The following is a 21,459-nucleotide window of genomic DNA, read 5'->3' as shown; positions in this document are numbered from 1 at the left end:
TTGAAAATATATAGTCCAATAACAACAAAGAATTTCATCTGTTCTCAGAAAATAATAAAAAATACAAAATGAAACTTATATTCAAAATAGCGCGAACGGAACTCCGCAATCTGTTTTATTCTCCTATTGCATGGTTCTTAACCATTGCCTTTTTAGTACAGTGTGCATTGACATATACCAATATGCTGCATTCTTATGCTACGGAACAAGAGATGGGTGGTATAAGCCTGCAATATATGACCCGGTTAACATTTCAAATATTTGACAGTCCTTGGGGAGGTTTATTTTCCAATGTAATGCAGAACCTGTACCTATATATTCCCTTGCTGACAATGGGACTTATCAGCCGGGAAATTAACGGCGGTACGATAAGTTTGTTATATTCTTCTCCGGTAAAGGTAAGAGAGATAGTTCTTGGTAAGTATATGGCTATGATGATATACAGCCTGGTATTGGTAGCGGTGGTAAGTATTTTTATGGTATCAGGAATATTCAATATTAAATCTGCGGATGCAGGGCTGCTTTGGTCAGCTGTTTTGGGTTTCTTTCTTCTGTTATGTGCTTATTCAGCTATCGGTTTGTTTATGTCATCACTGACCAGTTACCAGGTAGTGGCAGCCATCGGTACTTTTATTATCATCGGCATTCTTAGTTATATCGGCAGGCTTTGGCAAGGTATTGATTTTATCAGGGATTTGACCTATTTTCTTTCGCTTAATGGTCGTACGCAGCATATGCTTCAGGGGCTGATTACCACAAAAGATGTGATATACTTTATTATTATAGTGTGCATGTTCCTTGGTTTTACCATCTTTAAACTTAAAGGCAGCAGAGAATCAAAGCCGCTGTCCGTAAAAATAGCCCGCTATGCGGTAATTATTGTTTCTGTATTGGCTATCGGCTATCTTAGTTCTCGCCCTGCCCTTATTGGTTACTTGGATACTACGGCTAATAAAGACAATACCTTAACACCCAATGCCCAGAAAATTATTCATGAGTTGGGCGATTCTACACTGGAAATAACTGCTTATGCTAACTTTCTGGATAATTATTATTATTTCGGAGAGCCGGAAGAACGTAATAGTTATCTGTCAAAGTGGGAGCCTTATCTAAGATTCAAGCCGGACATAAAATTCCGGTATGTGCGTTATTATGATAGTGCTTACGCTAACGGGTATAACATGTTCAGTTTTTATAAGGGTAAAACGATGCAGCAAATAGTGGAGCAGCGTGCCAAGGCATCGGATATTAGCTTATCGGATTTTAAAACACCTGAGCAGATACATCAGATGATTGACCTTAAACCGGAACTGAACCGTTTTGTGATGCAGTTAAAATACAGGGGACACAGCACTTTTTTAAGGGTGTTTAATGACCAGATGCAGTGGCCAAGTGAGACTGAAGTGTCCGCAGCCTTCAAAAGGTTGTTACAGGCTAAAATGCCGACGATAGCTTTTGCAACTGGCAATGGTGAGCGCAGCACGGAGAAAAAGGGCGACAGGGCATACAGGACACTGACTTACGAAAAAACCTTCCGCTATGCGCTCATCAACCAGGGCTTCGATGTGGATACTGTGGATTTGGATATACAAGCGATTCCGGACAGTATTACTGCATTGGTCATTGCAGATCCGATAACTATGCTGAGTCCTGCTGCTATTAATAAAATAGAACGATATATTGCTAAAGGTGGAAATCTGCTCATTGCCGGAGAACCCGGCAGGCAAAGTTTTATTAATCCCGTCATTCATCAGCTTGGTGTCCAAATGATAAACGGTATGCTGAAACAGAAAAGCGATGATTATCCGCCTTCATTGGTACAATCATACATGACAAAGACAGCGATAAGTTTTGCTAAAATTCTCGAAAAACCCTCTATAGATACACTTCCTGTTTCTATGAACGGTGTTTCAGGACTGACGTATGTAGATACAATAGGTTTTAACGTGCAGCCGTTATTGGAAACGGTGATGGGTAAAGCATATAATACCTTTGCCCGTAACCCCGATTTAGACTTGGTGGATAATGACAGTGCAACGAATAACACAAATTCGTCGGGGCTAATTGCTGTTGCCGCAAGTGGTGGTGGTATGGCTTTGTCGGTATCTCCATCTTCCGTTGGTACGCTCAAAACTGCCGGTGCGATAAAAAAAATACAAGTAGATACTGTAAAGCGACTGGGTGTTACAACTGTTAAATATACCACGGCTTTGGCGCTTAGTCGTAAAATTAACGGTAAAGAGCAGCGTATCATTGTCAGTGGTGATGCAGATTTTATGGGCAATTTGGAATTGCTGCGAACTAATCCTCGAGTATCGAATTTTTATTTTGCGACCGCCTTATTCAGTTGGCTGGACAACGGGCAGTTTCCGATAGATACTTCCCGTCCGGATTCAAAAGATAATCGTGTGCGTATCAGTACCGACGGCGTGGGCGTGTTGAAGATTATTTATATTTGGGTACTTCCTGCATTATTGCTCCTTTTTGGTTCATTATTATTGATTCGCAGGAAAAGAAAGTAAACGGCGATGGTGTGAATGCCATCTCCGCGTGTTGTGTATTGCAAAATGTATCACTTAATAACTTATTACTCGTGTTCATAACAGATAAACAGACGATAGACGATTTAGGAATATTCAGCCATCGCAACGGCAGCAGCATCTATGAGCTATATAACCGTACACATACGCGCGGTGGCGAAGCTGTGTTAAAAGAGATGTTCGAGAACCCGCTCTCGGATAAAGGGGAAATCAACCGGCGCGCCGGCATTATCGCATACTTTTCGGGACAATCCCTTTCTTTCCCGTTTAATGCTTCCTTGTTTGATACAACGGAGAAATATCTCGCAGATAAAGATGAGCAGGCAAACACAGCAGCACATCGGTCAGTATTAGGAGAGAAAGAAATACAGCAGGGGGTAACAGCTACCATACAGTTAATCCAAGGTATTAAGATATTTATAGAGCAAAATGATATTGCCGGTGTTGCTGGGTACGCAAAAGAGAGGGATATGATTAAAACTCTTGTGGAAGATGCAGATTTTTTGCCCGTTCTCAAAGAGAACCCGAAGAGCAAACCGTCGTATGCAGCAATTGCTGCTTATGATACGCTTTTCAGAGAACAGCAATATAAAAAGATAAACCGGTTGCTCAGGCACATTTATTACTTAGACGTATATCTGTCGATAGCTGCGCTGGCAAAGGAACGGAAATTTGTTTTTCCGAAAGCATTGGAAAAAGGACAGTGCATTTTGCGGCTTGAAGGCGTGTATCATCCGGAATTAAAAAATCCGGTAGCTAATTCTATAGACATGAGTGCGGACAGCAATGTTGTTTTTCTTACCGGAGCGAACATGGCAGGCAAGTCCACCTTTTTACGCTCTGTGAGCACGGCGGTGTACGTAGCGCACATAGGCTTTCCTGTTGCTGCAAAAGCGATGGAATTTTCCGTGCTGGACGGTATTTATACAACGATTAATTTGCCGGACAATTTGGGCATCGGCGCCAGCCATTTTTACAACGAAGTGTTGCGGGTAAAAAAAGTAGCGATGGAACTTAATCAGGGCAAATCTTTATTTGTAGTCTTTGACGAATTGTTTCGCGGTACGAATGTGAAAGATGCGCAGGAAGGCACAGTGGCCGTAACAGGCGCTTTTGCAGGTAAGAAGAACAGCCTGTTCATCATTTCCTCGCATATTGTGGAAGCTGGGGAAGAGCTTAAAAAGCAGCCCTCGGTATTTTTCCGTTACCTGCCTACGCGCATGAACGGGCATGTGCCCGAATATACCTACACACTGGAAAAGGGTATTACCGACGACCGCCACGGTATGCTCATCATCCGTAACGAAGGCATATTAGAAACACTTAAAAACGGTAAAAAGAAAAGAGTTGCAGAGTAAACAATAAACCTGTGAACATCGTACTCAATTATTTCAAATTCATTATTTACAAACTCATTCAAGATGGTTTTTAATACAGACAAACAGACACTGGAAGAACTGAATCTGTTGGGCAAATTTAAAAGTGGTTCGGTGTACGGGTTATTCAATAAGGTAAAGACAGCGGGCGGCGAGCGTTTGCTGAATGATATGTTCCACCACCCGCTGGAAGATGCCGCCGCTATCAATGAACGGAGCAGCATTATTCGCTCTTTTGAACTGGCCCGGCTTAGTTTCCCGTTCGACGTCCGGCAATTAATTTTAATGCGCGATTATCTTGATATGGGAACAGGTAAAAACAAACTGCTTTCTTTTACAGATATCCTTACCAAGAAAATGCTCTCATGGCTTGCCCGGGACGAACGTTACAAAAAAATGATACAAGGCTTGCAATCCGTGATTGTAACACTGGACAAATGTTACCGGTTCTTACAAACAATGCAGTCCACTGAAATTGCAGCAGGAGTTTACGAACCGAAGATAAAAAATATAGACTCCATTCTATCGGGGGGGAAGTTGGCGGCGCTGCGCAAGACAGATATTTACAAGGCTCTTCCGGTAAAGACACTGGTTGATTATGACCACTTGCTAAAAAACAGCCTCCGTCAGGAAATGGAAGAAGTATTAGCTTTTATCTACGAGTTGGATGTATATATCGCGGTAGGCGGTGTGGCAGCCGACAAAGGATTTAGCTATGCGCGGGCATTGCCGGCTCAGGACAATATGTTGGAAGCTGCAGGGCTTTATCATCCATGTATCAATAATGCCGTGGGTAATGCCATATCGCTAAACCGAAAAAATAATGTATTGTTTTTAACGGGAGCCAATATGGCCGGTAAATCTACTTTAATGAAATCTGTCGGCATTAATCTTTACCTGGCACAGATGGGTTTTCCTGTTGCGGCAACGCAGATGAAGTTCTCGGTAAGGGAAGGTCTGTATAGTTCCATCAATGTAGCGGATAATATCAATTTGGGTTACAGTCATTTTTATGCGGAAGTTGTGCGTGTAAAGCAGGCTGCGGAAGCAGCCGCAAGCGGACAGAGGCTGCTGCTGATGTTCGATGAGTTGTTCAAAGGCACCAATGTGAAGGACGCTTATGACGGCACGCTTGCGGTAACGGAAGCCTTTGCAGAATACGAAGAATGTTTGTTTATCGTATCTACACATATCATCGAAGTAGGAGAAGCTTTGCGCGACACGCCAAATATACAGTTTGCCTATATGCCTACGGAAATGGAAGGCAACCGTCCGCGCTATACATACAAAATGCAGCAAGGTATTACCGAAGACCGTCAGGGAATGATGATTATAAAAAATGAAGGAATATTGGAATTGCTGGGAAGTTGAATATAAAAAAATCAAAAGATAAATCTTTAATAATAAAAGCCCGTAAACCGGGCTTTTATTATTAAAGATTTGATTGGTATTATACTCTTGAACATATACAAATGCAAGTACAATAGAATTGATACTATTCCGCCATCAAAGTAAATCCGTCGTGGATGTACACATTCTTTTTTACCACTACAATACCGTCTTTAACAGTGTATAATTCTGTATCCTGATTGGGTAAAGTAGCGCCGCCGACAATAGTTACGTTATTTCCTATGTGCACATTTTTGTCAATAATGGCATTCTCAATCACACAATTTTCGCCGATGCCGAGTAGCGGAATACCTTTGCTTTTTTGTTCATTGATGCGTGCAAGAGTTTCATAATAATCGTTGCCCATGATGTAGGTCGATTTAATTTTTGTCCCAAATCCTATGCGGGCACGGATGCCGACTACACATCTTTCGACACTTTCACATAGTATAATGCTTCCTTCCGCGATGATGGAAGATTGTACACACCCGGAATTGAGCTTGGCGGCAGGCAGCATTCTCGCCCGTGTGTAAATAGCTTTGTCTGCATCGTATAAATCAATGGAAGGAATGTCTTTGGTTAAATCCAGGTTTGCTTCAAAGAAAGAATAAATATTGCCGATGTCTGTCCAGTAGCCTTCGTACTGATAGCTGCTTACTTTATATTTCCCGATTGCAGACGGGATAATTTCTTTTGCAAAATCTGTTGCTTCGGGATGAATCTTTAGCAGTAAATCTTTCATCACATTTTTGTTGAAAACATAAATGCCCATCGATGCCATAAAGTCGCGCCCCTGTGCGTGCATAGCTTCGCCTGTATCGCTTGTCCATTGCGGCAGTAAGTCGGAAGACGGTTTCTCTATAAACGAAGTAATGTGCTGCTCTTCGTTGGTTTTCATTATCCCGAAATCGGTAGCGTCTTTAGCGTTCACGGGAATGGTGGCAATGGAAATCTCTGCACCGCTGTTGATGTGCTTGTCAAGCATATCTTTAAAGTCCATTTGGTAAAGTTGGTCGCCGCTGAGAATGAGAATATACTCATAATCTAAAGTGGACAAATACTTCAGCGATTGACGTACAGCATCGGCTGTACCTTGAAACCATTCTTTGCTTTCCGGCGTCTGCTCTGCTGCAAGAATATCTACAAAACCTTTACTGAACGCATTGAACTGGTAAGTGTTTTTGATGTGCTTGTTTAATGATGCGGAATTGAATTGTGTGAGCACATACATCCGTTGAATATCCGAATTGAGGCAATTGCTTATGGGAATATCGACCAAGCGGTATTTTCCTGCAATAGGTACTGCCGGTTTGGAACGTGTTGCCGTAAGTGGATAAAGTCTTGTGCCTGCGCCGCCGCCTAAGATAATCGAAACGACATTGTCTGACATGAAGCTCATAGTTCTGTTGTTTTATAGATTTTAAGAAATGAATTGTTGATATAAATCGATGTATTTTTCTACAGTGTTGTCCCAGCTGTTGTCAATCTGCATCATCTTTTTACGATAAGCGTATAACATTTTTTTTGACTGATAAATTCCTATTGCTCTGTTGACTGCGTGTTTAATGTCTTCGATATTTGCGTGGTTAAAGCAAATGCCGTAACCTGCATCGCCTATGTCAATCACGGTGTCAATCAAGCCGCCTGTGCGTCTAACCAAAGGCATTGTTCCGTAACGAAGCGAGTACATTTGGTTTAGCCCGCAAGGTTCGACCCTGCTGGGCATTAACAGGAAATCTGCACCCGCATACATTTGATGACTAAGCCTTTCGTTGTAGCCTTTGTAAAAATTATAACTTTCAGGATAAATGTACTTTATTTCTTCCAAACGGTCTTCAACAAAAGGGTCGCCACTGCCAAGAACGAGAAAGTTTGCGGCTTGTTGTGTTTCCCATAAAATAGTTTTGACGGCATCGGGTAAAACATCGGCGGCTTTTTCGCCCACCAATCTTCCGATGAAGATAAACAAGGGTTTTTCAATATTCAACCCAAACTCGTTGCATAAGACTTCTTTATTTGCCTGTTTGCCTTTTGCGGCGCCGGCAATGTCATAATTAGCTTCGATATAAGTATCTGTTTTTGGATTCCACAGTTCCGTATCAATGCCGTTCAAGATGCCGGTACACTTGCCTTTTTCGTACTCAAATAAATCTTCCAGTCCATTGCTGTTATGGCGAAGTTCGCGCATATAGCTTGGGCTCACAGTTGTAACTGCCCACGCATTTTTTATGCCGGAGGCTAATGGGTTGATGACATTATTCCATTCGAGTAAGCCGGTTTTCCACAGGTCGTAGCGGGGAAGCCATACACTTTTGTTCCAGTCCAGCCAACCCTGGTATTCTGCATTGTGAATGGTAAGAATGGTTGGTATATCACTCAATGAATTGTAATCATAGCAATACTTGAAAATGAAAGGCAACAAGCCGGCGTGATAGTCGTGGCAATGAACAATACCCGGTTTGTGATGCCATTGACGTAACCAGTTTGCTACACAAATCTGAAAGGCGATAAAGCGTTGCGCATCGTCGTCGTAACCGTAGATTTTTGGTCTGTCCAGCAAGCCATGAATTTCTACGAGGTATAAAGTAAAACCGAGCTTATTTGTTTTCTCCTTCAGGATTTTATAACTAAAAAAATAGTCTCCAAGGTTGGTGCGGCCTGTATAATCGGTTTCCCATTCACTTTCGTGAACAAATTTTGTGGAGTAATAAGGCATTATCAATTTTACATTATGCCCGTGATGTTGTTCATATTTGGGTAGTGCACCTGCTACATCGCCCAGTCCGCCTGCCTTTGCGACAGGATAACATTCTGCGGTTACATGCAATATTTCCATAGAAGTTTCTTAGTTCAGTTAAATGTACGAACTATTTCCTAATCTGTAACATTTGTTAGTATAAATAAATTGTGAAGAAAAAAGATATTTACGGTTTATAATTATTAATTTCTTTATGTGACTAATTGTTTAGTTGTTTGGTGCTTATATACTTTCTGCACTTATTCTTGATTGAAGGGCTGTCAGCTCGTTTGCACTTTCTTTCAGTTGTTGCTCTAAGGAGGCTATTTCGGAATATTTTGTATTCATAATAATTCCTGTATAACTGTTGAACTTTACGACATTGGATTTGTCCTGATAAGTAAGTATATAATCCGGCGCAACGTCGAAGATGTCGGCTATTTCGTAGAGCCTTTTGAGCGTAATATCGGTATTGTTATTCTCGATGTTGTTATATGCTTTTGCACTGATGCCTAATGCTTTGGCTACATCTTCTTTTTTTAGTCCTTTTTCTTTCTCACGTATTGCTTTTATGTTGCTGCCTATTTCCATTGGGGTTGATTTTTTACGGGTTTATAGTAGAAAGGGTCTTCATTTTTTATTGCAATTTAGAAATCTATATTGTAGCTTTTTAATAATGCTTCCAGTAGTCTTATCCGCTTTCTTTCAATAGTTAGTAATTCCTTATATAGTTCTTCTGTTTTTGAGTGTTCTGTCTGTACTCTGTTTGTTTGTCCGGTATCTGGATTTGCGTTTCCGTTGTTATGAATATTATGTAAGTAAGAGTCTTTGATTTTTTTGTAATTCAAGATATACTGCGGTGTACATTCCAGAATGACGGCTATTTTTTCCAGCCGGTTCAAGGTAATGTTGGCTATATTATTCTCAATATTGGCGTATGCTCGTGTAGAGATGCCGAGCTTTTGCGCCACATAAGTACGCTTAAAACTTTTTTCTACTTCTCTTATCTCACGTATCGATTCGCCTACTTTCAACGACTGATTGTTTTGTAAGATTAGCTGTTACAGATGTGTAAATTTTCCGGCTCATTAAAACGCCTAAGTCTGCTTAATACGATTGTGTTTTTGTTTAGTCTGTTGTTGGTTTCGCAGAATTAATTATTGTCATCTGTAATGGTTTGCTCCTCTTGGGTTAATAAAGGCTTTGTTTATGCTTCTCAGCATTTTTATGAAGCAAATGTATAATCACACCGCTATTATTTCCAAAAAGGAGGGTGTATGTTAAACTACCAAATAGGAAGTTTAGCTTCCATTTGAGTAGTGTCAAAATTTGACTGGCGTAATAATAATGATTGCTTTGCACTCGACAATACACAAACGTTTATACAGGTTTATTATACCCTTGAAACAATCAACATAAACCCTAAACTAAGTGTTAGTTCAAAATCAATTTAAACCCCAAATTTTACAATGAAAAAAATCTTTACTTTAATTATTGGCAGCACATTATTGTCTGCAAACATTTACGCTCAATGCTGGGTACAGCCGGATTGTACAAACGAAGTTACCGTTAGTGGAACATTAACTAATAAAAATTATAATGGGAGTACTTGTTTTGAAGGTAGTGGGACGATTTCCAATTCCGTAAATATCAATAATTGGGACTATTTATCATTTACGGGCACTATTACAGTTGCACAAGTGCAGAATGTAACTTCGAAAGAAATATATGCTTCAGGAAATATCAAATTTGGCAATATTAGTCTTGGAGGAACAAGTACCATTTTTGTGTTTGGAAATTTATCGTTAAGTGGGTATAATAACAACGGACAAACTACAGTCATATTAGGCGATGAGTCGTCATCTATAACGATTAGTGGAAAAGAATACCATGCGGGCGATACGATTAAACAAAACTCCAATTATATTGCTATTACATCATGTAAAGCTACTTCTTTACCCATTACGCTTAAATCATTTACCGCAACTCCAACAGGCAAAAGCGTTGCACTTACCTGGATTACCGGTAGTGAAATCAACAGCAAAGGTTTTGATATTGAAAGAAGCGCCAATAAAGGCAGCTTTACTAAAATCGGATTTGTAAATACAAAATCAAGCAACGGCAACAGCAGCGGAGATTTGACTTATCACTATACAGATGCAGCACCATTATCTTCAACAAGCTATTACCGGCTGAAAGAAATTAATAGTGATGATACCTATAAATATTCGCCGGTAGTGTCTGTGTATATTACGGCAGGTTCATCGCCTTCGGTGTATCCAAACCCGGTAGTGAGTTTGTTACACGTAACTAATCTGGAAGCGGGCAGTACCTACCGTATTGTAAATGTTGCGGGTAGTGTCGCAGCGTCCGGAAGCGTTTCAGGAACAGAGCTGTCGCTGAATATTTCTTCGTATGCTTCGGGTATTTACTTTGTAAATATTACGAATAAAAATGGAAAATCCACTTCTTTGGAATTTATCAAGAAGTAAAAGTTGGTTTATATAAAGAAAGGATTGTTTAAGGTTTTTCATGTTAGTTAAGCTGGTTAAACTTAGCTAAAAAGGCGGGTGGTTTTTACTACCTGCTTTTTTTATAAAAATCAACAATTTCTTTAGCTGCATTTGCCGAAGCATTGCCTCCGGCAGAGAGGATGTTTTTCAATTGTTGATAATCGTTTTTAAGCTGCATTTGTTTGGCTTCGTCGGTCAAAAGAAGCCGTAATTCTTTTACAAGATTATTTTCTGTTAAATCGTTTTGGATTAGCTCTTTCACTACCAATTTATCCATAATTAAATTCACGAGCGAAATATATTTCACTTTAATCAATCGTTTCGCAATCTGATAACTGATGTTGCTTCCTTTGTAACAAACAATTTCCGGCACGCCAAATAAAGCTGTTTCCAAAGTTGCCGTTCCGCTTGTAACCATTGCTGCGACTGCGTTTGAGAGCAGGAGATAGGTTTGGTTTTTTACAATCGAAACATTCGGGTAATCGCTTAAAAAAGGTTGATAAAAACTTTCGTCCAGCGAAGGAGCTTGTGCAACAATGAATTGGTATTCGGGAAAATGCTTTGCCGTTTGTAACATAACCGGCAATTTTTTAGCCACTTCCTGTTTGCGGCTTCCGGGTAAAACAGCAATGATTTTTTTGTCGCTTAAAGCTGAATGATTGATGTTTTCATTTTTAAAATCTTCAATCACTTTTACAAGCGGATGCCCCACGTAATCAACATTCCAGCCGAATTTATTTTTGAAATAATCTTTTTCAAAAGGAAGAATCACGAGCATATTATCAATGCTTTGCATCATCTTGGGCACACGGTTTTCTTTCCAAGCCCAAACTTGAGGAGCAATGTAATAAACAACTTTTATATTTTGTTGTTTTGCCCATTCTGCAATGCGCAAATTAAAACCGGGATAATCTATCAATACTAAAACGTCGGGCTGGAAACTGATAATATCGTTTTTGCAGAAAGAAAGGTTTTTTAAAATGGTTCGCAGGTTTATCGCAACTTCCACAAAACCCATGAACGCTAAATCTCTGTAATGCTTTACCAGCGTGGCTCCTGTGGCTTGCATTTTGTCGCCGCCCCAGCAACGAATAATACAGTCATGGTCGAAATGTTGCAATTCTTTGATTAAATTGCTTCCGTGCAAATCGCCGCTTGCTTCGCCTGCTATAATGTAGTATTTCATTTTTTAGTTAATAGTCCATAGAAGAACTGTTTAATTGCCTATGAATAATCAAATGTTATTCGAGATTCCCGCCTGCGCGGGAATGACGTGCAAACGTGTTCCTCGTTTTTTCCTAAGTCCCTCCTTTGGAGGGATTTAGGGAGGCTTTATTCAAAAAATATTCTGATAGACTGATAAAACCACGTTCTTGCTTTTTGAGAACTATTTTCTTCGTTATAACCTTGTAAGCCGAATAAGCTCGCAAGATTTCCGTTTTTTACAGAGAGTTCAAGCATTCCTGCGGAATTAAAATGTGCCAGAAATTCTTCACTTGCAACTGTGGAATAATTCTCCTGAATGCGGTCGATAATATTGTTTCTGCCGAAAGATATTTTATAATTTCTTCCATCGCGGTATTCTTCAAATTCTTCTTTGGAAATATTCACTACCACGTTTTCAAACTTGTCTATAAATATAATTTGTCCTTCCAGCCAGTTGCCGCCAAAGCTCGGACGCATAGGATAACGCTCTGTAAAATTTGTAAATTCTTCGCCTATTTGCAAAGGATATTTTCCTAAAACCAATTTACTCGTCGCTGCCGCAAACGCCGATAAATACTGTAAGGTATTCAATGGCGCTTGATGCGAAATGTTTACTTTAAACACTTCGGCAGGCTTTTGTTTGTATATCATTGTAAGAATGCCGTTGTCCGGACAAAGAATGTATTGGCTTCTATATTTTGCGATGAGAAAATGTGTGGGTTTAAACTCAAACAAATTCACGATTACAATGTGAATGGTTTCGCCGGGAAAATGTTTAAAAGCATTCTGACAAATGTATGCTGCTTCCGCAAAATTACTTGAAGACAAATCGTGCGATATATCCACTACTTGCAATGCAGGATGCAACGACAGCAACTGACCTTTGAAAGCGCCCGTAATAAAATCATAAGTTCCAATATCGGTTGATAGCGTTACAATAGCCATTTGCGCAAAAATCTATTTTATCAATTCTCCTTTTCTGAAATAAAATTTGTGTACCAGTTTATCTGCAAGCGATGGAAGAAAACGGTTTAAGAATACGGTTTCTTTTCCCTGTGTTGTTAATATTAGTGTGCGCTTTTTCTTCAGCATAGCGTTGTAAATATGTTGCGCCACTTCTTCAGCAGGCATTAGTTTCCCTTCATCCAGTTTCGATTCGTCTTCCGGCTGCGCGTGTTTGTTCAATGCTACTTTGCGAATGTTGGACGCTGTAAATCCCGGACAAACTGTAATTACGGAAACGCCTGTTTCTCTCAACTCCGTACGAATGGTTTCGAGCCAGCCATTGAGTGCGTGCTTGGATGCAGAGTAGCCTGAGCGTCCCGGCAGTCCTCTGAAACCCGCGATAGACGAGATTCCTACAATAGTTCCTTTGTTTTGAATAATGTAAGGCAACGCATATTTAGTGCAATAAACTGCGCCCCAAAAATTTACATCCATCAATTTTTGCAGCGTGCTTATTTCGGTATCGGCAAATAAAGCGCGCATGGAAATGCCGGCGTTATTAATCAACACATCAATCGTGCCGTAAGTTTTAATTACAGCGTGTATAAATGATTCACATTCGTTTTGCTTACTCACATCGGCTGTGTGTGTGAACAAAGGTAAATTTGGATGCAGGGTTTGGAGTTGGTATAGCTTATCAAAATTTCGTCCGCAAGTCGCCACCTTTGCGCCTTGTTGCAGAAACAATTCGACCAATGCTTTGCCAATTCCTTCCGAACCGCCTGTGATGACAACCACTTTATTTTCAAATGATGACATGGAATTAATTTATTATGAGCAAAAGTAAATAACATCGTTTCATTTCAAAAGTAAAAAATGTAAATATCATACTACATACTTTGAAAATTTGTATTTTGCTCAATTATTCAAGCCGCGAGAGGTAATGCTGAACAACGAACAATTAGAAACACTCAAGTATGAAATAGCCTTGTATGAAAGTGAAACCGCATACAAAACTCTTTTTGACTTATGCTTTCCGCCTTTGGTAAGATATGCTTTCACTTATTAAATTATAGTTTTGCGCCTAACTGGCAAAATAGTTCTTTTAACCCGGCATACAGATATGTAATGGCTGATTTCTACGCCTTATACAAATCTGGATTAAAAGAAGCATATCCCGAAGTATATGCAATGACACGCTTAACCGAAGTTACGGCTATTGCAAGAGTTACCGATAGGTTCGGAGCTATCCCTTATTCTAAAGTAGATGGCACGGTTACAGGTAGTTATCCTTATGATTCGCAACAAGATGTGTACTCTTTAATGTTTTTGAAGATAGATACGGCTTTGGATTTATTAAAAGCGCACGTTCAGGCAAACGGTTCTTCTTCTGCTGTGGGTAATTATGATTGTGTTTATGGCGGAAATTGTACAGAGTGGATAAAATATGCCAACACATTAAGATTACGCTTGGCTATGCGTATCGTAAAAGCAGACCCTGCAACAGCTAAAACACAGGGCGAAAAAGCATTGGCAGATGATGGTGGCTTGTTGTCCACTGCTGCCGATGTTGCAAAGATGAGTATATATGCAGGCTGGAATGGTGGTACAAATGATTATGACCTTGTAGCAGGTTGGGGCGATACCAGAGCAAACGCTGCCATCATTACTTATATGAACGGATATAGCGACCCGAGAATAAGCAAATATTTCTTGCCTGCGACAGATGCTTCCGTAGCGGGGCAATACATTGGACTTAGAATAGGAGGAGATATCAGTGCCGGCGCTCACGATACGTATGTTGGTTATTCCAATTTGAATGTAAACGGCGCCTTTTCGCAAAGCGCTTCGCAGCTGATTATGTCTGCGGCAGAAGCATGGTTTCTGAAAGCCGAGGCGGCTCTCAGAGGATGGGCGAATGCAGGCGATGCGCAAAATGATTATGAGCAAGGCATTCAGGTTTCTATGAACGAATGGGGTGCCAATATAGGAAGTTATTTAGATAATTCTACCGGCAAAGAAACTGCATACACCGACCCTAATGGTGCAGATAACAGCAGTCCCGCATTAAGTACTATAACAGTGAAATGGGATAAAAATGCTTCCGATGAACAAAAATTGGAACGCATCATTACACAAAAATGGATAGCTATGTTCCCCGACGGCGCCGATGCGTGGGCAGATTATCGAAGAACAGGATATCCACGGTTATTTCCTGTGGTAGTGAACAATAGCGGCGGAACTATTGATACGAAAATTCAGATTCGCAGAATTCCTTATTGTTCAGACCAAAAGACGCAGAATGCCGATGCTGTGAATGCAGCAATACAAAAATACCTGAATGGCAAAGACGATGGCGGACAACGCGTTTGGTGGGATGTTGCAGGAAAAGGAAATTTTTAAATAATCAATAAGAGGCTGCTTTTACGAAGGCAGTCTCTTGATTTAATAGCCATACTTATTGTTTAGAGTGGATATTATTTTTTACAATTTAAATATAATCTCTATGAAAAAGACAAGTATGTATATCGCTATATCAGCATTGTTGGTATGGCTGTTCGTTGGCTGTAGCAAAAATGTAAACGAAACAGCTTTTAAGCCTGAGTTATCGGCTGCTGCAAATACTCAATCAACTGCTACTCTCTCCTCTAAAAACGGTCCCACCGGTGTGTGCTATGTTGAAGTGAACAGCAACAATATTTTGAATGTGGGCAATTACGTTCTCCAAAATAGTGGACAACAGTTGTTTGACATTGGAATTATTTTCGCGGCAAATATCAATTATGATGCGACACAAGGCAAAGCTGTGTTGTACGACAATCCGCAGGTAACAAATGTGCTTACCAATGCAAGCACTTATATTCAGCCATTGCAGGCAAAAGGAATTAAGGTTTTGCTGAGTATTTTGGGCAATCATCAGGGTGCTGGTATCAGTAATTTTACAAGCAGGGCTGCGGCGCACGACTTTGCAGCGCAATTGTCAAATGCCGTAATGACTTACGGCTTGGATGGTATTGACTTTGACGATGAATATGCAGAATACGGGCAGCATGGAAGTCTTCCGAATTCCAATGATAGCTCTTTTATGTTGCTGGTAGAAGAACTCCGGTCTTTAATGCCCAACAAGATTATTTCGTTTTATTATATAGGACCATCTATTTCTCATCTTTCTTACAATGGTGCACAAGCCGGTAGTTATGTGAATTATAGTTGGAATCCTTATTATGGAACATTTGCTGCACCAAGCGTTCCCGGCTTGGGAAATGCCAATCTGGGCGCTGCGGCAATAGATGTTACTTCTACAAGTCAAAGTACGGCTAATTCTTTTGCGCTGCAAACAATCTCCGGAGGCTATGGGGTTTATTTATATTATAATCTTGATGCAACGAATCGAGCAAGCTATTTATCAGGTATTTCGAATGTGTTGTACAACGAAAATACAGTAAATGTAACCGATACAACGCTTGCTCCACCGAGTTCCGGCGCAATATTTTATCAGGACATCAATTATGGCGGCGCGGCTACGCAACAAATTCCTAAAGGAAATTATACATTGTCTCAGTTGCAGGCTTACGGCTTTGTAAATGACTGGGCTTCTTCTGTTCAGCTACCTGCGGGGTGGACGGCGGTGCTTTATACCAACGATAATTTTTCAGGAACTTCATGGACTGTAACAGAGAGTACAGTTGACTTTACAAGGCTTACAGCACGTCCCGGGTTATTCAGTATTATCAACGCCAATGACCAAATATCTTCTGTAAAGATTCAATAAAATAAAGTTGTCTTTTAAAAGTTAATTGATAAATAGCCAAGTAGTCTTCAATTGCTTGGCTATTTTTTATCTTCATGCTACAATTGTAAGGTATGTGTGCAAAATTAATTTCTTTTCTGAATAAAATTTCCGAACCGCAAAAAGCTGTCATCGGTTTAATGATTGCTGTTATAGCATATTTTCTTTGTCCGATGAAACCGTTGCCACGAGCGGTTTTCGGATGGAATGTGTTTTGTGTCGCTTTATTAATCCTCAGTTGGATTACATTTTTTACAACGCCGCCGCGAGACATAAGAAATGAGGCGCAGCGTGAAGACGGTAGCCGGATTATTGTATTCATCATTACATTGTTGGCAACGGTTTGGAGTATGTTTGCGGTTGTGGATATGATAATTTCCAATTCGCAAACCGGAGAAGGCAAAGCGTTTCATTTGGTTTCAGGAATTATTTGCATGATACTTTCTTGGTGTTTGATTCACACGATTTTTACGTTGCGCTACGCGAATTTGTATTATGCCATCGATAAAGAAAATAATTCATCCGAAAAAGGCGGACTTGACTTCCCGGGAAAAGAAAAGCCTGATTTTATCGACTTTGCATATTTTTCTTTTACGATAGGAATGACATTTCAGGTATCGGATATCGAAATTTCCGGAAAGCATATAAGGCGTTTCGCTTTGCTGCACGGTTTGTTTTCATTTGCTTTCAACGCACTTATCATCGCGCTTTCCGTGAATATTATTTCGGGATTAGTGTCGAAGTAAAATTATTTCTTATTGAATATTTTTCTATATAATTCCACGCCGTTGCTTGTTTTTTGCGGCGCATCTTCTTTTAATTTAAAACTATTGTCGTCGTTTGCACGAAGAAATAAAATGTTATTCTGATTGTTTTTGAAATACCCGTTTGACAAATCGTGCAAATGTGTAACGAAGAAAATTTTATTATCGCTTTCAAGCAATGCGTTAATAATTTGCCTTGCCACTTCAGAGCCTTCTCTTTCATTTGTCGCTGCAAACGATTCGTTGAAAAGCAGCAACGATGTGGGTTTTAGATGATTGGTAATGTCGTCCATGCGTTTCAGCTCTTCATCGAACTTGCCGCTTTCCATCGTGTTGTTTTCTTCTCTTTTGAAGTGTGTGAACACACCGCTGCAAAGATTTGCTTCAAACTTTTCGGCTGCCATAAACATTCCACACTGCATCATCAACTGTGCCGTGCCAATGCTTCTGAGGAAAGTGGACTTGCCGCCTTTGTTGGCACCTGTAATAATGATGAGGTTTTTATCATCCGCGATTAAATCATTCGTTTCAATTTTTTTGTTCATACTCAAAGCCAAACAAGCATCGTACAAATTTTTGCAGTTATGTTTTTTATGGGTTGATGAATAAGTTTTTGGAAAACAAAACGGCAAGCCCAATTCGCTGAAACGCTGATGCAGCCTGATATTTCCAAGCCAAAACGCTAACTCGTTTCGCAAAACGGTAAAGAAATTTAAAATATGTTCGTTGGCATCTGCAACAATGTTGGCGACTTTTCTAACGGCGTTATCGTTGAGTTCCGCAACGGCGCGCGCGCCGCTTTCGTCGCGCGGATTGATTTGAAAAGTATAGCCCGGCAATTTCGGCGGAAACATTTTTTGTAACCAATTCAAACGCTTTGCCGTGAACGAATGCAGCGTATAATTTACGCCTTTGTTGCCCGCGCCCAACTGCGCGCTCATCAATATGCCGTCTTTGGATTTGAGCTGCAAAAGTTGCTGTTTTACTTCATCGATGTATTCGTCTGAAATTTCTTTTTTCAATACAGAAAATAAATTGACAAAACCTTCGGAAGAAAATCTTCCTTCGTGTTGTTTTACATAATCGCGCAACGATTTCAGGTAATCAAGATAAATGTTCATCAGCCCGACCGAACCCGAAAGGACGGACGTCGGGTGTTTCGTGAAAATGCTGTACCACGTGTGTTTGCGGCTTTCGACAGCTTCAATCGACAGCTTATACATGGCTTCAATAACGGAACTGTTTGTCAGACAATCTTTCAAAATTTCCTGCCGGTAATGAATGGTTGCTTCGTCAATGAACGTGGAAGAAAGGATTACTTTTTTGGCAACTGTAAAGATTAAATCGTCGCCGCCAGACATACAATCGAACAATATTTTCAACCCGAAATCCTGCAGGAGCAATTCGCTGTTCCACAATATTGATTGCTCAATATTGAAGTCTTTGTTGCGGTATAAAAGATGTGCGTTCATGCGTTCTTTTTTATTTTCCAACGCCGCGGTTTGTGTCTGCACGAACCGCAATTTCGGTACGTGAGACACGTACCGAGGCGGAAACATTCATCGTGATAATCGTTCTTTAAGCTGCTGGTATGTGAGCTTGTATTTTTCTGCAATGGACAGCGCAAACGCAATGCCGTCGGGCGTTTTGCGCATTATTTTGAATGTGCGTATTGCAGGATTTTCTTTGTTCACAAGACTTACCATGCTTACCGTTTTATCACTATAACTAACTAATTCGTCGATAAACGTAACCCACAGGCAAAGTGAATCGAGCGACACAATTTTTTCCATAATTCTTTTGCAAAGAAAGATGGCGTCTTCCAGCGAAGTGGATGAAAATATTTCGTTTAAAATAATGATGCTTCGCGGTGTAGCTTCATCCAAAATTGTATGCACTCTTATTAAATCGTCCTCAAACTTGCTGCGATGCGTTTCCACATCTTCCTTTCTTTCGTAATGTGTAAAAATATTGTCAAACAAAAACAATTTTGCTTTGCTGCCCTGCACGGCGCAACCGAGTGAGGCGAGATAATGCGTCTGCCCGAATGTTCTTGAAAAAGTTGTTTTGCCGCCTTGATTCGGTCCCGTTACAATGATGAAGCGTTCTTTACCTTTCAGGGAAAAATCGTTGCACACAACCGTTTTGTTTTGCTGCGACAATTTGTGCGCAAGCGCCATGTCGAAAGTGTCGTAAGCGTAAATATCTTCTTTGCTGTCGGATAATTCGGGATAGCAAAATTTTAAATCTTTTTGTTTTATGGCGTTGATATAATCGAGGTAAGAAGCATAAAATTGCACTTCCCTGTCAAATTAATGTCCTTGCTGTCAAAAGTTTTTTCCGTGTAATCGTGCGCAGGATTGAATTTGAATTTGTCAAATATCTGTGCAATTTCGCTGCTGTAATCGCTTTCGGAATGATGCGCATTTACGTTGATGGTAAGCCCGTTGATGAGTACATTGTATCTTATTTTTTCCAAATCGGAAAGCAGGTTTTCAGCATCATCATTTAGAGAAATAAATGTTTGCGACGCCATGTATTCCGACAAATAATTTTTGAAAGAGAGCAATCCTTCGGAAGACAAATTGTAAGAAGAAATATTTTTAGATAAAGTCTGAACGCCTTGACAGTAAAGGATTACAGCGTCCAAGAATGTTCTTTCTTTTTGATAAGGATAAAAATATTTTTCCTGTTTTTGCAGTAAGGTGCGCATATCATTCATCGCGGCGGCGAAAGATTTTATAAGATTCATCAGCGTTGCATCTTCCAAATCTTTCATCACATTTTGACGATACATAATTTCGTCTTTGTCTTGCAAAGGCAAATAAAAAAACGGCTTCAAATCATACTGCGCTTTGTCTTCTGTAATTTTATTTACGACTTGGTCTAAATGCAAATCGACAAAAATTTCAGGCGTGTTTTCAACGTGCGATTGAACGTCTGAATTTTTATATAAAATACTTTTGAACGACATTTTTAGTTATAAATCGAAGATTTCTTAATAATTTCTTCTACATTTTCAAACGTATTAAACAAATATTTTTTCAGCTTGCTTTTCGGCACCCACTCAGCGCGCTCGATGCTTTCTTTTTCCAACGGAATAAGCTGCTCATTTTTGTCACCGAGCATCTCAAACCAATGCGTTTCTTTAATGGCTTCTTCGCGAAATTTTCTTTCATAATAAATATGTTCCGTTTTGCCGACAAAGCCTTTTAACTGCAAATTTTTCAAACCCGTTTCTTCCTGAACCTCATGAATGGCGCAACCTTCAAGCGTTTCGCCTTTGTCGAGATGGCCTTTTGGCAAGTCCCAAAGAAGCCTTCTGAAAATCATTAATAATTCTTTGTCCTGATTGATAACAATGCCGCCTGCAGCAAGAACTTTTTTCATAATCGTATTAATTTTTTCCTGTTTTAAAATAATTATCATACGCATGAGATAAACCTTCATCATGAATTTTTTGCACAACACGCGCCTTGTCATAAGGCAAAAATTCAAAATGCACTTCAACAGATTCAGGCGATTCCAAAGTTGTTTCGTGGTTGATGTTTACAAAGCAGCAACAAGCATCTGTGCTGCCCGTTTTTGACTTTCCAACTGAACCAACATTGATTGCGTGGCGATAAATTTTCTTATTTTCTTCTTCGCAAAAAATGGTTTTGTGATAAGGAACGTGCGTGTGTCCCATCAATAAAATATCTGCATTTACATTGTCCATCATTTCGTTCAAAAGCTCGTCCGGCGTGGCTTCCATAACATAATCGTTGTTGGAAAAAGGGCTGCCATGCACCATTGCCAAACGTAAATGATGAAACGGAAAACGAAATTCCAACTGCAACATAAAAGGCAGCGTGGACAAATATTTTCTGTTCTCGTCCGTGATAATTTTATTTACTCTTTTGATAGAATGCAAGCCGAATTTTTTCTGTTCTTTATTGGCATAAGAAAAAGAAAAATCGTTTTTATGATTGCCGATGCCTTCGTCGTGATTGCCCTGAATGCAAGGAATATCGTTCTTTCTGAGCAAATCAATTACTTCATTATCGAAGCACGCAAAATTTACCAAATCGCCCAAACAGTAGATGCCATCGGGCTTTTGGCGTTCTATAAATCTAAGCGTCGTTTCCAGCGCCGGAAGATTCGCATGAATGTCGCTGATAAATGCAAGCTTCATTTTTTATTTTTAATTTTTCTTTGCT

General features: G+C 40.0%; 19 protein-coding genes. 7 read left to right on the top strand and 12 right to left on the bottom strand.

What is annotated here, in order from left to right:
* Nucleotides 1–68: 68 nt before the first annotated feature.
* The 3 genes from A9P82_RS06500 to A9P82_RS06490 all read left to right on the top strand — a co-directional run bounded on the left by A9P82_RS06500 (nt 69) and on the right by A9P82_RS06490 (nt 5,287).
* Nucleotides 69–2,522, top strand: coding sequence for a Gldg family protein (locus A9P82_RS06500; protein WP_066205631.1), 2,454 nt, complete (start codon nt 69–71; stop codon nt 2,520–2,522).
* Complete coding sequence (locus tag A9P82_RS06495; RefSeq protein WP_231891218.1) at nt 2,456–3,898, top strand: MutS-related protein; 1,443 nt, start codon at nt 2,456–2,458, stop codon at nt 3,896–3,898. The genes A9P82_RS06500 and A9P82_RS06495 overlap by 67 nt, the downstream gene beginning before the upstream one ends.
* A 63-nt stretch (nt 3,899–3,961) precedes the next feature.
* Nucleotides 3,962–5,287: a MutS-related protein gene (locus A9P82_RS06490; protein WP_066205628.1), complete on the top strand. Its 1,326-nt coding sequence runs from the start codon at nt 3,962–3,964 to the stop codon at nt 5,285–5,287.
* 124 nt (nt 5,288–5,411) lie between these two features.
* Here the strand turns inward: A9P82_RS06490 and A9P82_RS06485 are convergent, their stop codons facing one another.
* From A9P82_RS06485 to A9P82_RS06470, 4 genes are all read right to left on the bottom strand, one after another.
* Nucleotides 5,412–6,704 (bottom strand): glucose-1-phosphate adenylyltransferase, encoded by a 1,293-nt coding sequence (locus tag A9P82_RS06485; RefSeq protein WP_082915261.1) that lies wholly within the window; start codon nt 6,702–6,704, stop codon nt 5,412–5,414.
* A gap of 21 nt (nt 6,705–6,725) precedes the next feature.
* Entirely contained in the window at nt 6,726–8,141 is a 1,416-nt protein-coding gene (locus A9P82_RS06480) for a glycogen synthase (RefSeq protein WP_066205623.1), read from the bottom strand.
* A 144-nt stretch (nt 8,142–8,285) separates the two neighbouring features.
* On the bottom strand, nt 8,286–8,633 hold the full coding sequence (locus A9P82_RS06475; protein WP_066205620.1) for a helix-turn-helix domain-containing protein: 348 nt from the start codon (nt 8,631–8,633) through the stop codon (nt 8,286–8,288).
* A 56-nt stretch (nt 8,634–8,689) separates the two neighbouring features.
* Nucleotides 8,690–9,076: a helix-turn-helix domain-containing protein gene (locus A9P82_RS06470; RefSeq protein WP_066205617.1), complete on the bottom strand. Its 387-nt coding sequence runs from the start codon at nt 9,074–9,076 to the stop codon at nt 8,690–8,692.
* A gap of 435 nt (nt 9,077–9,511) precedes the next feature.
* Between A9P82_RS06470 and A9P82_RS06465 the strand changes: the two genes are divergently transcribed.
* Nucleotides 9,512–10,534 (top strand): T9SS type A sorting domain-containing protein, encoded by a 1,023-nt coding sequence (locus tag A9P82_RS06465; RefSeq protein ID WP_066205614.1) that lies wholly within the window; start codon nt 9,512–9,514, stop codon nt 10,532–10,534.
* Nucleotides 10,535–10,622: 88 nt separating this feature from the next.
* Here the strand turns inward: A9P82_RS06465 and lpxB are convergent, their stop codons facing one another.
* The 3 genes from lpxB to A9P82_RS06450 form a co-directional block, all read right to left on the bottom strand.
* Nucleotides 10,623–11,741, bottom strand: a complete 1,119-nt coding sequence (gene lpxB, locus A9P82_RS06460) for a lipid-A-disaccharide synthase (RefSeq protein WP_066205611.1) — start codon at nt 11,739–11,741, stop codon at nt 10,623–10,625.
* Nucleotides 11,742–11,887: 146 nt separating this feature from the next.
* Nucleotides 11,888–12,706: an SAM hydrolase/SAM-dependent halogenase family protein gene (locus A9P82_RS06455; RefSeq protein ID WP_066205608.1), complete on the bottom strand. Its 819-nt coding sequence runs from the start codon at nt 12,704–12,706 to the stop codon at nt 11,888–11,890.
* Between the two features lie 12 nt (nt 12,707–12,718).
* Nucleotides 12,719–13,525: an SDR family oxidoreductase gene (locus tag A9P82_RS06450; RefSeq protein ID WP_066205605.1), complete on the bottom strand. Its 807-nt coding sequence runs from the start codon at nt 13,523–13,525 to the stop codon at nt 12,719–12,721.
* Nucleotides 13,526–13,735: 210 nt separating this feature from the next.
* On the opposite strand from A9P82_RS06450, the gene A9P82_RS06445 reads away from it, so the two are divergent.
* From A9P82_RS06445 to A9P82_RS06435, 3 genes are all read left to right on the top strand, one after another.
* The gene (locus A9P82_RS06445) at nt 13,736–15,109 is read left to right on the top strand and encodes a SusD/RagB family nutrient-binding outer membrane lipoprotein (RefSeq protein WP_082915259.1); all 1,374 of its coding nucleotides are present in this window, start codon (nt 13,736–13,738) and stop codon (nt 15,107–15,109) included.
* 103 nt (nt 15,110–15,212) lie between these two features.
* Complete coding sequence (locus A9P82_RS06440; protein WP_066205599.1) at nt 15,213–16,478, top strand: endo-beta-N-acetylglucosaminidase H; 1,266 nt, start codon at nt 15,213–15,215, stop codon at nt 16,476–16,478.
* Nucleotides 16,479–16,570: 92 nt separating this feature from the next.
* Entirely contained in the window at nt 16,571–17,242 is a 672-nt protein-coding gene (locus A9P82_RS06435) for a DUF1345 domain-containing protein (protein ID WP_066205596.1), read from the top strand.
* Between the two features lie 2 nt (nt 17,243–17,244).
* Here the strand turns inward: A9P82_RS06435 and A9P82_RS06430 are convergent, their stop codons facing one another.
* The 5 genes from A9P82_RS06430 to A9P82_RS06415 are packed head-to-tail and all read right to left on the bottom strand — an operon-like array spanning nt 17,245 to nt 21,434.
* Nucleotides 17,245–18,774, bottom strand: coding sequence for a MutS-related protein (locus tag A9P82_RS06430; RefSeq protein WP_197492260.1), 1,530 nt, complete (start codon nt 18,772–18,774; stop codon nt 17,245–17,247).
* Between the two features lie 45 nt (nt 18,775–18,819).
* Nucleotides 18,820–19,560, bottom strand: a complete 741-nt coding sequence (locus A9P82_RS15630) for a MutS-related protein (protein ID WP_197492259.1) — start codon at nt 19,558–19,560, stop codon at nt 18,820–18,822.
* Nucleotides 19,518–20,234: a hypothetical protein gene (locus A9P82_RS15625; RefSeq protein WP_197492258.1), complete on the bottom strand. Its 717-nt coding sequence runs from the start codon at nt 20,232–20,234 to the stop codon at nt 19,518–19,520. Before A9P82_RS15625 ends, A9P82_RS15630 begins: the two co-directional genes overlap by 43 nt.
* A gap of 2 nt (nt 20,235–20,236) precedes the next feature.
* Nucleotides 20,237–20,650, bottom strand: a complete 414-nt coding sequence (locus A9P82_RS06420; protein ID WP_197492257.1) for an NUDIX hydrolase — start codon at nt 20,648–20,650, stop codon at nt 20,237–20,239.
* Nucleotides 20,651–20,657: 7 nt separating this feature from the next.
* Nucleotides 20,658–21,434: a metallophosphoesterase family protein gene (locus A9P82_RS06415; RefSeq protein ID WP_066205589.1), complete on the bottom strand. Its 777-nt coding sequence runs from the start codon at nt 21,432–21,434 to the stop codon at nt 20,658–20,660.
* Nucleotides 21,435–21,459: the final 25 nt, after the last annotated feature.

Origin of the sequence: Arachidicoccus sp. BS20, assembly GCF_001659705.1 — a bacterium.
Taxonomy (GTDB): Bacteria; Bacteroidota; Bacteroidia; order Chitinophagales; family Chitinophagaceae; genus Arachidicoccus.
This window is presented reverse-complemented; position numbering and strand designations above follow the sequence as displayed.